This is a genomic window from Streptomyces sp. NBRC 109706 (assembly GCF_000974485.1).
GTDB lineage: Bacteria > Actinomycetota > Actinomycetes > Streptomycetales > Streptomycetaceae > Streptomyces.
On record NZ_BBOM01000008.1, the window covers coordinates 93338 to 107403 of the forward strand.

The 14066-nt window shown below is 74.0% G+C and carries 11 protein-coding genes; 2 read left to right on the forward strand and 9 right to left on the reverse strand.

Annotation, left to right across the window (positions count from 1 at the left end; genetic code table 11):
- Positions 1–63: 63 nt before the first annotated feature.
- The 3 genes from AOM46_RS17675 to AOM46_RS17685 are packed head-to-tail and all read right to left on the reverse strand — an operon-like array spanning position 64 to position 1905.
- Positions 64–786 carry a hypothetical protein gene (locus AOM46_RS17675; protein ID WP_062212913.1) on the reverse strand — a complete coding sequence of 241 codons (723 nt, stop codon included), beginning with the start codon at positions 784–786 and terminating at the stop codon, positions 64–66.
- The gene (locus tag AOM46_RS17680; protein ID WP_062212916.1) at positions 752–1339 is read right to left on the reverse strand and encodes a SigE family RNA polymerase sigma factor; all 588 of its coding nucleotides are present in this window, start codon (positions 1337–1339) and stop codon (positions 752–754) included. Before AOM46_RS17680 ends, AOM46_RS17675 begins: the two co-directional genes overlap by 35 nt.
- Positions 1340–1359: 20 nt before the next feature.
- A complete protein-coding gene (locus AOM46_RS17685; protein ID WP_062212919.1) occupies positions 1360–1905 on the reverse strand; it encodes a hypothetical protein in 546 nt (181 codons plus the stop codon).
- A 222-nt stretch (positions 1906–2127) separates the two neighbouring features.
- On the opposite strand from AOM46_RS17685, the gene AOM46_RS17690 reads away from it, so the two are divergent.
- Positions 2128–3729: a serine/threonine-protein kinase gene (locus tag AOM46_RS17690; RefSeq protein WP_267887811.1), complete on the forward strand. Its 1602-nt coding sequence runs from the start codon at positions 2128–2130 to the stop codon at positions 3727–3729.
- Positions 3730–3745: 16 nt separating this feature from the next.
- On the opposite strand, the gene AOM46_RS17695 is transcribed toward AOM46_RS17690, so the two are convergent.
- The 3 genes from AOM46_RS17695 to AOM46_RS17705 all read right to left on the reverse strand — a co-directional run bounded on the left by AOM46_RS17695 (position 3746) and on the right by AOM46_RS17705 (position 6584).
- On the reverse strand, positions 3746–4714 hold the full coding sequence (locus AOM46_RS17695) for a D-alanine--D-alanine ligase (RefSeq protein WP_062212925.1): 969 nt from the start codon (positions 4712–4714) through the stop codon (positions 3746–3748).
- Between the two features lie 32 nt (positions 4715–4746).
- Positions 4747–6006, reverse strand: a complete 1260-nt coding sequence (locus AOM46_RS17700; protein WP_062212928.1) for a PLP-dependent aminotransferase family protein — start codon at positions 6004–6006, stop codon at positions 4747–4749.
- A gap of 149 nt (positions 6007–6155) precedes the next feature.
- The gene (locus AOM46_RS17705) at positions 6156–6584 is read right to left on the reverse strand and encodes a nucleoside deaminase (protein ID WP_062212931.1); all 429 of its coding nucleotides are present in this window, start codon (positions 6582–6584) and stop codon (positions 6156–6158) included.
- Positions 6585–6726: 142 nt separating this feature from the next.
- On the opposite strand from AOM46_RS17705, the gene AOM46_RS17710 reads away from it, so the two are divergent.
- Positions 6727–7182, forward strand: coding sequence for an Lrp/AsnC family transcriptional regulator (locus AOM46_RS17710; RefSeq protein ID WP_062212934.1), 456 nt, complete (start codon positions 6727–6729; stop codon positions 7180–7182).
- A gap of 335 nt (positions 7183–7517) precedes the next feature.
- Here AOM46_RS17710 and AOM46_RS17715 read toward each other — a convergent pair whose 3' ends face one another.
- The 3 genes from AOM46_RS17715 to AOM46_RS17725 are packed head-to-tail and all read right to left on the reverse strand — an operon-like array spanning position 7518 to position 14060.
- Positions 7518–9725, reverse strand: coding sequence for a PQQ-binding-like beta-propeller repeat protein (locus AOM46_RS17715; protein ID WP_062212937.1), 2208 nt, complete (start codon positions 9723–9725; stop codon positions 7518–7520).
- Between the two features lie 5 nt (positions 9726–9730).
- A complete protein-coding gene (locus tag AOM46_RS17720; RefSeq protein WP_062212940.1) occupies positions 9731–11968 on the reverse strand; it encodes a PQQ-binding-like beta-propeller repeat protein in 2238 nt (745 codons plus the stop codon).
- Between the two features lie 55 nt (positions 11969–12023).
- Positions 12024–14060 carry a protein kinase gene (locus AOM46_RS17725; RefSeq protein ID WP_067226370.1) on the reverse strand — a complete coding sequence of 679 codons (2037 nt, stop codon included), beginning with the start codon at positions 14058–14060 and terminating at the stop codon, positions 12024–12026.
- Positions 14061–14066: the final 6 nt, after the last annotated feature.

Consider the following 14066-nt stretch of genomic DNA (forward strand, 5'->3'; position numbering starts at 1 on the left):
CTCCCCCGGGCCCCCGAAGATCCGGGGGAGACAACGGGCCCGCGACGGTCCGGAAGGCGCGACCTAGTAGAAGCTGCTCACCGCCGCCTCGGCCAGGATCTCGCCGCCGGTGGCGTAGGCGATCACTCGGAAGTCGGTGGGGAAGTCCGGGTGGTGGCCGGTGTCGAGGTAGAAGACACCCCAGTCGGTCTCCCCGGCCAGCCGTACCAGGGTCGCCGGATAGGACTCGTCCCCGCCGTCGGGCACGACCACGATCCGGGCCGGCGTCTCGGCCAGCCGCCAGGCGCCGTCGATCATCCAGACGTCGTCGTCCTCGGCCTGGAAGCCGACGCTGACGCTGCCCGGCCTGATGTTCGCGCCCGGATAGCCCCTGGCCTGTTCCATGTTCTCGTCGAAGTGCGCGGGAGAGGACAGCACATAGTTCTGCTCGCCCTCCGGCAGCAGCCCCAGCACCTGGGCCTCGTTGATCACCACCCGCTCGTAGGGCCGCACCTCCAGCACCGGGTCGCGGTCGTCGGGTCCCGGGAGGGGCGGCGTGGACGACTGGGCGGCGGGCGGCACGGGGTCGGCGCCCGGGTCGGTGCGTGGCCAGGCCAGGCCGGCGGCCAGCCCAGCCGCCAACACGGCGGCCGACGCGGCGCCGGCCACCGCCACCCTGCGGCGGCGGGCCCGCAGTGCCCGCCCCTGCTGGATCATCTCGTCGACCGGCGCCGGTCCGGCCACCAAGTCCTCGCCGGCCCAGCGCAGTTGGTCAACGAACTCCGGTTCGTTCCCCCGATGCGGCATGGTTGGTCACCTCCTGTTGATGGGTGGGTTCAGGTCCTCTCGTGGGCGCGCGCAGATCCTGGACCGTCGGATCGGCGCGCAGTTTCTCCAGGCCGCGCGAGGTCCGGCTGCGCACCGTGCCCACCCGGGTGCCGAGCAGCGCGGCGACCTCGGTCTCGGTGCGGTCCTCGACATGGCGCAGCACGACGGCCGCCCGCTGCCGGGGCGGCAGCCGTTGCAGCGCGGCCGCCAAAACGTCCCTGACGAGGAACTGGTCGACCCGGTCCCCGCCGGCGCGTTCGGGGAACCGGGTCGTCAGCCATTCGAGCACCCGTGTCCCACGGATCCGGTCACGATGGGCGTTGATCATGATCCGCCACACATAGGCGTCCGGATCGGTCGCCCGCATGACGCGGTCCCACCGCGCGTACGCCTTGACCAAAGCCACCTGGGCCAGGTCCTCGGCGTCGTGGTGGTGGCCGGTCAGCAGGTACGCGGTGCGCAGCAGCCGGGGCCACCGGGCGAGCGCGAAGGCCCTGAAGTCGGCGTCCCGGGCTTCGGGTGCGGGAGTCATCGGGTGTGTCGGCGGTCGCGTCAGAAGTCGAGGGAGACCTCGACCTCGTCGAAGACCCTGCCGTCGGTGTCGGTCGCGGTGATCGTGTAGGCGCTGACGCCCTCGATGTCCCAGGCGGACGGGTCGAAGTAGAAGGTGCCCCAGCCGTCCTCGTCCTCCAACGCCACCGGCTGCGCGCCGTAGCCCCAGTCCTGGCCCTCGGGGACGACGGCTATGAACGGCACGCCCTCGTCGAGCCGCCAGACGCCCTCCACCAGGACGATCTCGCCGTCCTCGCCGTGGACGCCGACGCCGATGCTGTTGGGCAGGATGCTGCTGCCCGGGTAGCCCTTGGCCGCCTCGATGTCCTCGTCGAACCACTCGGGCGACGACACCACGTAGTTCTGGTCGCCCTCGGGCAGCAGGCCCATCACATAGGCGTCGTTGATCTCCACCCGCTCGTAGGGCTCGACCTCGATCAGGTCCATCCCGCCGGCCTGGGCGCCCTGCGGCAGCAGCACCACCATCGCGGCGGCGGCAGCGGCGCCGGTGAGCAGGGCGCGCCTGAGCGTGGCATGTCCGGTCATGAACCCTCCAAGGGCTTCGCGTTGTGCGGTCATGACTCAGACGTGGGCCGGCGGCGAAATCTATCCACGCTTTCCGAACTTCCTGGTTCCGCTGGTCGGCGGGCGGGCCGGTGCGTCGGGTCCGCTCTATGCTTGCCTCCCATGATTGCTTGACAACAGTCTGTTCTCCGGTGGGAGTTGGCTTTGAGCGTGCAGCCGCTGACGGGGGCCGATCCGCGACAGGTGGGGCCGTATCGTCTCCTGTTCCGGCTGGGGGCCGGGGGCATGGGCCGGGTCTATCTGGGGCGGTCGCCCGGGAGTCGGACGGTGGCCGTGAAGCTGGTGAACGCCGAGATGCTGGGCGTGCCGGGCTTCCGGGAGCGGTTCGCGCGCGAGGTGGCGGCGTCCCGGAGCGTTTCGGGTGCGGGCACCGTGCCGGTGCTGGCGGCCGATGTGTATGCCGAGGTGCCGTGGTCGGCGTCCGCCTATGTGCCCGGTCCCTCGCTCGCCGAGGCGGTGCACGAACACGGTCCGCTCCCGTTGCCCGCCCTGTGGCGGCTGTTGGCCGGGCTGGCGGAGGCACTGGACTCGGTGCACGCGGCGGGGCTGGTGCACCGGGATCTGAAGCCGTCGAACGTGCTGCTCTCCCTGGACCGGCCGCGCGTGATCGACTTCGGCATCGCCCGGGCCGCCGACGAGACCGGGCTCACCAGGACGGGCACCGTGGTGGGATCCCCCGGTTTCATGTCGCCCGAGCAGGCGCGGGGGACGCGACTGAGCGCGGCCAGCGACTGTTTCTCGCTCGGTGCGGTGCTCGCCTTCGCGGCCACCGGGCGTTCCCCGTTCGGTGAGGGGTCGGCGCCCGAGCTGCTGTACCGACTGGTGCACGATGCCCCGGATCTGGGTGGCGTGCCCGGGGAGCTCGCCGGGGTGCTGGCCGGCTGCCTGGCCAAGGAGCCGGGCGGCCGCCCCTCGCTGGCCGAACTGCGCGCCCGTGCGGCGGCCGCGGGCGCCGGGGCGGACGCGGACTGGCTGCCCGCGCCGATCGCCCGGTCCATCGCCCGCCGGGCGGAGGAACTGCTCGCTCTCGAAGGGGCCGAGGAGGCGCGCGAGCAGGCGGCGGCCCCGACGGCCGCCGGCCTGCCGGTCGTCTCGCCGCCCTATGCCGCGACGCCCGCCCCGGCGCCCTGGGCCCAGCCGGTCCAGCCCTATGGCGCGGTGCCCTCGATGCACCTTCCCTCGACCGGGGTGACGCCACCCCCGCGGCAGGGGCGCGGCGGGGTGCTGGTGGCGCTTGTGCTCGGCGTGGTGCTGCTGGCCTCGACGGTGCTGCTGCTGGTCAACCTGGGGAGTGGGGACGGGGGTTCGGACGACGAGGCGCTTTCCACCGAGCAGCCGAAGGCGTCCCGGTCCGCCGAGAACGAGCCGATCGAGCTGGTACCTACGCAGGAGGAGACCCAGGAGGAGACCCTGGAGGAGACGGAGACCGAGGAGAGCGGGAGCGCCTCCGTCGTGGGGGAGTGGCGCGGCAGCTACTTCTGCACCCAGGGCGAGACGGGCCTCACCCTGACGATCGCCCCGGACGGCGACGACGGCCGCCTCGCGGCGACCTTCACCTTCTTCCCGCTCTCCAGCGACTCCAACGCCCAACGCGGTTCGTTCGCCATGAGCGGCTTCCAGGACGGGTCACATGTGGAGCTGGAGGGCGACCACTGGATCGATCGGCCGGGCAGCTATCTGATGGTCGATCTCTCCGGGGACGTCCGGGCGTCCGATCCGGACGCCATGGACGGAAGGGTGCTCTCCACCCAGTCCGGTTGCAGCACCTTCTCCGTGTCCCGCTGAACGTTGCCCCCGCCGGTCACCGTTCCCGTCCGTCGGGTCGTCGCGACCGGGCCGCGTGGGCGGCCAGATCACGGCAGAAGAGCCCGAAGTCCAGCCCGGCGGCCTCGACCGCGATGGGGTAGGTGCTGGTGTCCGTCAACCCCGGGGCGACATTGGTCTCCAGCACCTGGATCCCGCCGCTCGCCGTGACGATGGCGTCCGTGCGGGAGAGATGCCGCAGGCCCAGCGCCCGGTGCGCGAGCACGGCGACCCGGGCGGCCTCGGCCGCCACGGCCGGCTCGATGCGGGCGGGGGCGTGGAAGCGGACGGCGCCGGCGGTGTAACGGGCCGCGTAGTCGTAGAGGCCGGTGGCCGCGATCTCGACCGCCGGCAGCGCCCGGGGTCCTTCGCCGAGGTCGGCGACGGCGACGGCGATCTCCGTGCCGGCCACGGCCTGTTCGACCAGCGCCTCGTCATGGTGCCCGAAGCAGGTCATCAGCGCCTCGGGCAGGCCCTCGGCCCGCTCGACAAACGTGACGCCGAACGCGGAACCCCCGACCCTCGGCTTGACGAACAGGGGCAGCCCAAGACGCTCGACGATCCGCGCCATCAGGGCCCTGGCGCCCAGATCGTGGAACGCCGCCTTGGGCAAGGTGACGGACGCCGGGGTGCTGATCCCCCGACGGGCGACGATCTCCTTGGCCACCGACTTGTCGAACGCGGTCCGGCAGGCCCCGGGCGCCGCGCCCACATAGGGCGTCCCGACGAGTTCCAGCACCTCCTTGATGGTGCCGTCCTCCCCGGCGACCCCGTGCAACAGCGGAAAGACCACCTCGGGAGGGAAGGCGCCCAACTCCTCGATCAGCGCGTCGTCGACATCGCGCACCGTGACGTCGACCCCGACCCGCCGCAGGGCCTCGCTCACCCGGGCCCCCGACCGCAACGAGACCTCGCGTTCGTTGCTCAGGCCGCCGGAGAGGACGACCACTCGCTCCAGATCGCTCACCGTTCCCGCTCCCTCCATCGGTGGACGCGCCATCATCCGTCGTCACGGGGCGACGGGGCCAGTCCCAGGGTGTCCCGCAGCGCCAACTCCTCGGCGATCACCGCCGCCAGGCGCTGCACGCCCTCCTCGACGCGCTCCACCGGCGGATAGCAGAACGACAGCCGCATATGGGAACGGCCCGCACCGTTGGCGTAGAACCCGGTGCCCGGAACGTAGGCCACCCGCGCGCCGACGGCCCTGGGCAGCATGGTCTTGCTGTCCAGGCCCTCGGGCAGCGAGGCCCAGACGAAGAACCCGCCGCCCGGCGAGGTCCACCGCACCCCCGGCGGCATATGCGCCGCCAGCGCCCGCAGCATCGCGTCCCGGCGGGCCCGGTACATCTCCCGGAACTCCTTGAGCTGTTCGGCCCAGGGCTGGGTGCGGAGATAGCGGTCGACGACGAGTTGCGCGAAGACGGAGTGCGAGAGCATCGCCGACTCGGCGGCCAGCACCAGCTTGTCCCGCACCGGCCCGGGGGCCAGCGCCCAGCCCCCCCGAAGGCCGGGGGCCAGGATCTTGGAGAACGAGCCCAGATAGATCACCCCGGCGGGATCGTCCGCCCGCAGGGCCCGCATCGGCTCCCCACGGTCGTAGTGGAGCAGCCCGTACGGGTTGTCCTCCACCACCAGCACCCCCGCCCGCCGGCAGACCTCGATGACGGCCGCGCGCCGCTCGGCGGAGAGCGTGACGCCCGCCGGGTTCTGGAAGGTCGGCACGGTGTAGAACAGCTTGGCCGGGCGCCGCTCGGCGGCCAGCCTGGTGAACGTCTCCGCCAACGCCCGCGGGTCGACGCCCTCGTCGTCCAGCTCCACATGCGCCACCCGCGCCTGGTACGCGGCGAACACCCCCAACGCCGTGACATAGGTGGGGGCTTCGGCGACCACCGTGTCACCGGGATCGAGGAACACCCGGGCGACCAGATCCAGCGCCTGCTGCGATCCGACCGTCACCAGCACATCGTCCGGATGCGCGTCGATGCCCTCCAGGGACATCACCTCGCAGATGGACTCCCGTATCCCGGGATCGCCCTGCGCCGAGCCGTACTGCAGCGCCACCGTGCCGCGCTCCCTGGTCAGCTCGGCCATCAGGGCCCCGAGCGTGTCCAGCGGGAGCGCGTCGACATTGGGCATGCCGCCGGCCAGTGACACCACCTCGGGCCGGGACGCGACGGCGAACAGCGCCCGCACCTCCGAGGCGACCATGCCGGCGGCGCGCAGAGCGTAGTGACCGTGCCAGGGATCCAGATCCATCATGTCTCGGTCTCCTCGGGCCGTGCACACCTCTGCCCGAGCGTGCGTCCGGGTGCGGCTCCAACTCCCCGAGGGTACAACCGCCCGTTCCGGAACACTCCGGGCGTCCACACACCGGGACGAACTCCCGTTCCGGCGACGGATATAGGCCCTCAGCCGTAGTAGCCGTCGACGGGCACCCTGGCCTCGTCCAGCAGATGCGGTCCCTCCGTCGCCGGCGCCCGGGGGGTGGACGGGGGCTTGATGGACTCCAGCTGTTCGCCCGAGAGGGCGTAGACGATCCGGCCGAGGCCCGAGCGCTGGATCGCGCCGGTGCACATCTGGCACGGCTCGCAGCTGGTGTACATCGTGGTGGCCGCCGCCGTCGTCGGGTCCAGTTCGCGGGCGGCGAAGACGGCCAGCTTCAGCTCGGGATGGAGGCTGATGTCCCGTTCGGTGACGGTGGTGTTCCGTTCCTCGGCCAACACCGTGCCCTCCGGGCCCACCAGCAGCGAGCCGAACGGCGGGTTGCCGCCGGCCCTGGCCTCGGCGGCCAGCTCCACGGCCCGGCGGAGAAAGGCCGTCTCATACGCGTCGATCATCGGTGAACGCTCCGGGGAGAGAGAGGCAAGGGGAAGGGGCGCGAACGCCCGGCTCAATCCTGGCCGGCGGACGGCCGGAGGTGAAGGCGGCTCTCCCGGCGTTCACGCCCGAACGCCGTGCATCTGCCGGTACTTTCAACGGATGACCGAGCATTCCGAGAATCTTGACGCCACGGACTGGGCGATACTCGCCGAGCTCCAGGACGACGGCCGGCTGCCGTTGACCGAACTGGGCCGGCGGGTGAGCCTCAGCGCCTCCGCCACCACCGAACGCGTCCGGCGGCTGGAGGCGATCGGCGTGATCACCGGCTACCACGCCCGGGTGGACCTGGCCGGCGTCGGCCGCCCGATCCTCGCGGTGATCCGGCTGAAGTACCCCGGCAGCCGGCACGAACCGCTGCACCGCCTGCTGGCGGAGCGCGGCGAGATCCTGGAGTGCCTGCGGACCACCGGCGACGACTGCTATCTCCTGAAGGTGGCCGCGACCTCGATGCCGCATCTGGAACAGGTCGTGGACGTCCTGGCCCACTTCGGCAGCACCACCACCCATGTCGTCTACAGCGAACCGCTGCCCTATCGGGGCCCCAAGGCACCCTGAACGTCCGGCGATGTGGGCCGATATGCACGGTGGTGGGCGTAACGGCACAGAAGCAACCGGTCAAAGCCATCGGAACCGCGGCTGCCTGGTGTCCCCGCCAGGGACGCAGCCGTGCATACTCCGATGTCGACACAGCCGCCCGGGGCCGCCGAGCCCCGGCGGGCCCGACGTCCTCCACGAGCTGCGGGTCACCGTCGAACCGCGCGGTATCGCCCGGGCGTTGGAGTCCGACTCGGTACGGCACGACGCCGCACATCTCCAGGCCCCCGACGCCTTCGCGGAACTGCTCCTCGCCCACGCGTCGGCCTGACCGGCCGCCACCGGGGTCTCGGCGCTCACAGCGAAAGCGCGCGCAGGCGGTCGTTGCGCAGCAGGTACACCCCCGTGTCGTCGGCGAGGAGTTGGGGGTCGCTGCCGGTGGCCTCGCCGTCCCGCAGCTGCCAGGCGACCTCACCGGTGGCCGCGTCCAACGCCGTCACCGCCTTGTCGAGCCAGCCGGCCGGCGGGAACACCAGCCCGCCGGCGGTCAGGCAGCCGGCCGGCGGGGCGACAAAGGCATCCTCGGCGTCCCACTCCCAGAGCGTCGCGCGTTCCGCCGTCGCGACCGCGCGCACCCCCCAGCGCGCCTCGGCGAGGAACAGCGAATCGCCGGCGAACGCCGCCGCACCGTACACGGCCAGCCCGTCGAGGTCGTTCTGCTCGCTGGACTCGGCGAAGTCCGGGTCGGAGTCGGGCTCGACGGACCAGATCGTCGTGCCGTCGGCGACGTTCAGCAGCAGAATCCCCCGGCCGGTGACCGCCGCCCGGCCGGCGCCGTCGGCCGCCACGCGCCGCGCCGGCATCCCGGTCCAGTAGTCGTCCACCAGCTCCGCGCCCAGCTCCCGCGCCCACAACTCCGCGCCGGTGTCGGCGTCGAAGCCGTGCACGGAGTCCGCCGCCAGCACCAGGACCACCCCGTCCGCGAACGCGCCGGCCACCTCGTTCCCCGGGACGGCGGGGAAGGTGCTGCTCCAGAGCACCTCGTCGCGCGCCGTGTCGTAGGCCACCAGCGGACGGCGGGCGGTCGCCTCGTCGTCCGGACCCGTCCCCGGATCGAGGCCGGTCACAAACACCACCGTGCCGCTGCTCGCCACCACCGGGGTCTCGGTCATCGTGCGCAGCGCGACCCCCAACGGCCGGGAGGCCCAACTCCGGCCGGTCCGCGTCTCGGTGAGCCCCAGCTGCTGCGGGCCGCCGCCCACGATCTGGTAGTGCGCCAACAGCCGCCCACCGTCGACGGACGTCGGCGCATGGCCCGTCAACCCCCGGCGCGACCACAGGAGTTGACCGTCGCGCCCGTCGAAGGCGCTGCTGAGCAGGCCCGGGACGAAGATCACGCCGTCGGCCAGCACCGCCCGGCCGAGGACCGGCATCGTCGCCGGCCTGGCCCACCGTTCCCTGGCGCTCCTATCGGACGCCGCCGCCGGGACGAACGACGGCGGGGGAGCGGCCGCCGACCTCGCCCGCCGCCCCAGCGCATGCCCGGCGAACCCGGCCACGGCCACACCGCCCAGCGCGGCCGCGCCCGCCACCCCGCGCAGCAGCGCGCGCCGCCGGGGGCCGGCCGGCGCCTCGCGCCAGGGCGGCAGCCGCGTCCAGTCGGTGTCGGCGAGCGCCCGCAGCCGCTGCCGCAGCTCCGCCGGCAGCACCTCGCCCGGCGGGCCCGCCTCGCCCAGCAGCGACCCCAGCTCGGCCAGGGAGGGACGCGCCGCCGGCTCCGGCGCGAGCCCGGCCGCCAGCACGGCGCGCAACGCGGCCGGCGCCGCCGCCAGATCGGGCGCCATATGCCGTACGCGATACGCCAGTTCGTCACGGGTGCCGTTGCCGAACGGATCCCGTCCGGTCGCCGCGAACGCCAGCGTGGCGGCGCAGCCGAAGACGTCCTCCGCCTCGTCGGTCGCCACCTCGGCGCGCTCCGGCGGGGTGTAGCCGGGGGATCCGACGGGCCCCGGGGGCGCCGTGGTGGGCGCCGTGCCGCTGGGGCGCGCGATCCCGAAGTCGACCAGCCAGGGCCCCTCGGCGGTGAGTAGCACATTGGACGGCTTGATGTCCCGGTGGACGACTCCCGCCGCGTGCAGCCCCAGGACGGTGTCGACCAGCGACACCGCGCAGCGTCGCACGGCGGCCTCCGGCAGCGGGCCCGCGCTCTCCACGCAGTGCCGCAGCGTGGGCCCGGGCAGATAGGTGGTGGCGAGGTGCGGGGTGGGCCCGTCGACCGCCGCGTCGAGCCGTGCCGGCACCCCGTGGAGCGGCGCGCCGGCGGCGGCCAGCAGCTCCAGCGTCCCCACCTCGGAGGCGAACCGGTGCGGCGACTCCGTGTCGTCCCGGTGCGGAACCTTCAACGCCGCCAGCCGCCGCCTTTCGTCCCTGGCCAGATAGACGACCCCGGCGCCGCCGGCGCCCAGCCGGGCCAGCGGCGTCCAGGCACCGATCAGAGCCGGGTCCTTCGAGGTCAGCGGGCGCGGGCCGCCGGCGACGGGCTCGGGTGCTGGGGATCGTCGCATGCCGCTCACTCCACCGGGAGACCGAAGGCCGTGGTGCCGTCCCAGACCAACATCGTGTCCCGACCGGCGAACACGTCGTAGGTGGCCAGCTCGGCGCGTTCCGCGTGCCGGAACGCCCACTTGAGCATGCCGGTCCTGGCGTCGAGCGCCATCACCTCAAGCCCGCCGACCAGCAGGGTCGACCCGGAGGGGCTGAGCGCGACCCGTGGATGGACGATGCCGTCGTAGACGCTCTCGTCCCGCAGCACACCGCGCCACAGCTCCTCCCCGGTGGCGAGGTCCAGCGCGACCACCTGCGTGTCCCGGTCGTTGAGGAACAGCACCCGACGGTCCTCCCCCTCCCAACGCAACGTCTCCACCACGGGGTTGCCGAACCGCGACTCCGAGGTGCCGACGGAACGTTCCCACAGCGGGTCCAGCGTGACCGCGTCATGGACCTGGAGATCGCCCTCGGTGCCGCTGACCAGCAGCCCCTCGGCGCCCAGCACGCTCAACCAGCCGAATGTCAGCGTCTCGTCGAGCACCCGCGTCCACTCCTCCTGCCCGTCCCGCGACCGGTAGGACGACTGCCGGAACCCGCCGTCGACGCCGCTGATGGTGTGGACCGAGTCGCCGTGGGCGAAGAACACCGCGTCCGACCCGTCCATCGGCACCGGCACATGCCAGCGCTCCTCCCGCGCGACCGCGTCGTACAGCGCGACGCCGTTGCCGGTGTCGCCGTCGTCCCCCTCCACCCGGGTCCACAGCAGAAGCGCCGTCCGGTCCTCGACGTCCTGGTAGACATGGTCGATCCGATGCCCCCGGTAGTCGGGATCCTCCGGCAGATAGCGGGTGTCGGTCCACACCTGGGCCCCGGTCTCGGCGTCGATCACCACCAGCTCGCCCAGGTGCAGAAACGCCATCCGGGAGCCCTCCAGCGGAAAGGGCGCCACATCCTGCAGCAGGCTGGGCGCCACCCCGATATCGCCGCGCGTCCACAACTCCTCGCCGGTGCCGAGGTCGAGCCCCGTCATCCGGTTGGTGTGCGACACCAGCACCGTGCCGCCCTCCGGGATCCTGGGGATCACCGGGGAGTCGCCCGGCGAGTCGTAGCGCCAGATCGGTGTCGGCGCGATGCCGGGGGGAACGGGACGTGGCTCGGGATAGGGCGAGAGCAACGCCCGGTTCCCGCCGCCGCGTCCGACCACCCAGCCCGCCACGCCGGCGGCGCCCGTCAACGCGCCCACCAGGCCGGCCGCCGCGGCGACCCCGAGCAACCGGCGACGGGACGGCGCCCCGCCCCGGGCGGGGTCGGGGTCGGGGGTGGGGTCGGGCGGCGTGGCATCGGGTTCTGGGGCTGGGGTGGGGGCGGGGGCGGGGGCGAACGTGGGGCTCTGGGTGGTCCGTTGGTCGGGGCCCGGCGGCCCCTCCGGTATCGCCGGACGGGGCTGCGGGGCGGCCAGCCGATAGCTGGTGGCGGCGTCGGGATCGTCGGGATCGTCCGCCCCCGGGTCCGGCGGTCCACCGGCCGTGCCGGCCGCGCCGGCCGTCTCCGGCCAGACGAACTCCCCGGGCAGCGCCGCCACGAGCCGGCCCGTCAGCTCGTCGATCCCGGGCGGCGCGCCGCCCGCCTCATCGGCACAGCCCGCCAGAAACGCCGCGACATCCGGGGGAAGCGCGTCCGCGCCGCCGGCCGCCGTCAGCAACAGGGCCGCGAGATCCCTGACGTCCTCGTCGGGCGTCGGCGGATCACCGGCGGGGCGCAGCAGACCGCAGCCCGTGTGCGGGAGCGGGCCCTCGTCCGTCAGCTCCACCGTGGCCGTCGACAGCGCCCCGTGCCCCAACCCCCGGTCGTGGAGCGGCCGCAAGACCCGCGCGAGCGCCACCGCGAGGTCCCGCACCCCGGCCGCCGGCAGCGGCCCGCGGCCCTCGACCGCCTCCGCCAACGAGGGGCCCGTCGCCGGGGCCGTCACCAGCCAGGGCAACGGGGCGTCGGGATCGTCCGCGACCAGAGCGCGCCGCGCCGCCGGGCCGATCGCCCTGGCCACCCGCGCCTCGTGCCGAACCCACTGCCGATGGGCCTCCAGCACCGTCGTTCCCGGGGTCACCGCCGTCAGGCCCACCGTCGCCCCGGTCGTCAACTGCCGCGCCCAGTGGCGCCGCATGCCGGCCGGCGCCCCCTCGGGACCGTCCGCCGACAGTCGGTAGCCCGCCGGGACGCCGATCCCGTCACCGACCCGGCCGCCGTCGCCGTCCTCCGTCATGGCCGCCCCCCTTCGCCGTTCCGCTCCTCATCGGGGAGGCCCCCGTTTCCCAAGCTCAGGGCACCGGCATGGCCGTCAACCGCCCCGCGTGCAACAGGAAAACACGATAGCCCGAGGCCGCCAGCCGCCACTGGCCGCGTCGTCCGTCGGAGACGGCCCACAGCGAGGTGCCGTTGTCCGCCAGCCAGGTCGAAACGCCCCTCGCTCCCGAACCACCCAGCGTCGTCCAGACACTTGAGCCCTCCCACACCGGCGGCTCGGGGGGCAGCTCGTCCTCCACATCCACCCGCGCCGACCACAGCTGCCGGCCGTCGGCCACCGCGACCAGGACCAGATCGGTGCCGTGGACGGCACACACCCCTTCGGGCCCCGCGACCGGCTGCCGCCACTCCCCACCCTGCCCGGGAAGGGACCACTCCTCACCACCCGCCGCGACATCCAGCGCCAGCAGGCTCTCCCCGCCGACCACCACCCGCCCGTCGAGCACCGCCGGCGGGCCGGCCGTATCGGGGAAGCGTCCGTCCCGGCTCCAGCGGGCGGCGCCGTCGGCCAGGGCGAAGGCGGCCAGCCGTTCCCGGGTGCCCAGGAGCACCGTGCCGTCGTGGATCGTCGCCCCCGGGCGCCCGCCGGCCGGACCGGTCGCCACCCGCCACCGTTCCTCGCCGGTCCCCAGATCCAGCGCGGTCACCGTGCCGTCGGCGGTGAGGACCAGCCCGGTGTCCCGGTCGGCGGCGAGGATCGCGTCCACCGCGAGGGAACGCGTCCAGTGGCTCCCGCCGTCGGCCGAACGCAGCGCCCGCACCTCGTCGTTCGCGGTGGCGACGAGCACCAGCTCGGCGAGGTCGGTGCCGCCGGCCGCCATCCCCGCCTCGGCCCTGGCGGACTCCGCCGACCACACGGTCGCGCCGTCCGCCACCCCGAACGCCGTCAGGCCCCCGCCGCCGGCGGCGGCGGCCAGGACGAGATCCCCGGCGGGCAGCGGGGCGGGCCCGTCCTCCGCCAGTTCCTCCCTGGTCCAGTAGGGCTCGGGCGCCAACCCCGGCTGGTAGCCCGTCAACGGGGCCGCGTCCGACGCCCGGCCGGCGCCGTCCTGGCCGTCGTCGCCCCCGCCGCGCCACCACCAGGCGCCGCCGCCGGCCGCCAGCAGTCCGGCGCCCGCCACCGCCAGGGCGCGGCGCCTGCTCGGCCCGCCGCCGCCACGGATCGCGGCCCGCGCCGCCCGGGTCCTGGCGGCTATCTCCCCGGCCGCCGGATCCCGGGACCAGAACGGGGGAACGTCCAACCCGTCGGCAAGGCCCCGCAGTTCACCCGGCGTCGGTCGGTCGGCCGGGTCCTTGGCCAGGCACGCGGCGACGACCGCACGCAGCTCGGCCGGGACCCCGGCCAACTCCGGTTCGCCATGGACCACCTGGTAGTTCGTCCAGTGCGCCTCCCCGGCGGGGAACGCGGGACGCCCGCTGCCGGCGACCACCAGCACCGCGCCCAACGCGAACAGATCGGCCGCCGGCCCGACCCGACGTCCCGTCAGCTGCTCGGGTGCCCCGTATCCCGGGGTGGCCGGAACGCCGCCGGTGGTCAGGGTCATCCCGTACTCGGGCCGGGCGATACCGAAGTCGATCAGCCGGGGTCCGGTCGCGGTCACCACGATGTTGGCGGGCTTGAGGTCCCGATGCACCAGGCTCGCGCGGTGCACCTCGTCGAGGCCCGCCGCGAGTTCGGCGGCGAGCTGCCGCAGGGCGGGCGTGGACAGCGGCCCGTGCGCCCGCAGTTGCTCCGCGAGCGAGGGGCCGGCCAGATACTCGGTCGCGATCCACGGCTGCCCGTCCGTGCCATGGCCGACGACCCGCGCGACCCGGGGCCCGCGCACCGCCGAGGCCGCGACCGCCTCGCGCGCGAACCGGCGCACCAGATCCTCGTCGTGTGCCACCTCGGGCAGCAGCACCTTGACCGCCACCGGACGCGGACGCGCCGCCGCACGGCGCCGCGCGAGATACACCTTTCCCATCCCGCCGGCCCCCAGGACCCCCACCAGCCGATAGGGCCCGAGGTCGGTGGGATCGTCGGGCGCGGTCGGAGCGATGTGGTCGGCCATGGACCG

What these genes read in the sequence shown, in the direction of transcription:
- AOM46_RS17720 (WP_062212940.1), bottom strand. Translation starts at nt 11,968, where the DNA reads ATGACGGAGGACGGCGACGGCGGCCGGGTCGGTGACGGGATCGGCGTC.
- AOM46_RS17725 (WP_067226370.1), bottom strand. Translation starts at nt 14,060, where the DNA reads ATGGCCGACCACATCGCTCCGACCGCGCCCGACGATCCCACCGACCTC.
- AOM46_RS17685 (WP_062212919.1), bottom strand. Translation starts at nt 1,905, where the DNA reads ATGACCGGACATGCCACGCTCAGGCGCGCCCTGCTCACCGGCGCCGCT.
- AOM46_RS17710 (WP_062212934.1), top strand. Translation starts at nt 6,727, where the DNA reads ATGACCGAGCATTCCGAGAATCTTGACGCCACGGACTGGGCGATACTC.
- AOM46_RS17705 (WP_062212931.1), bottom strand. Translation starts at nt 6,584, where the DNA reads ATGATCGACGCGTATGAGACGGCCTTTCTCCGCCGGGCCGTGGAGCTG.
- AOM46_RS17700 (WP_062212928.1), bottom strand. Translation starts at nt 6,006, where the DNA reads ATGATGGATCTGGATCCCTGGCACGGTCACTACGCTCTGCGCGCCGCC.
- AOM46_RS17675 (WP_062212913.1), bottom strand. Translation starts at nt 786, where the DNA reads ATGCCGCATCGGGGGAACGAACCGGAGTTCGTTGACCAACTGCGCTGG.
- AOM46_RS17680 (WP_062212916.1), bottom strand. Translation starts at nt 1,339, where the DNA reads ATGACTCCCGCACCCGAAGCCCGGGACGCCGACTTCAGGGCCTTCGCG.
- AOM46_RS17715 (WP_062212937.1), bottom strand. Translation starts at nt 9,725, where the DNA reads ATGCGACGATCCCCAGCACCCGAGCCCGTCGCCGGCGGCCCGCGCCCG.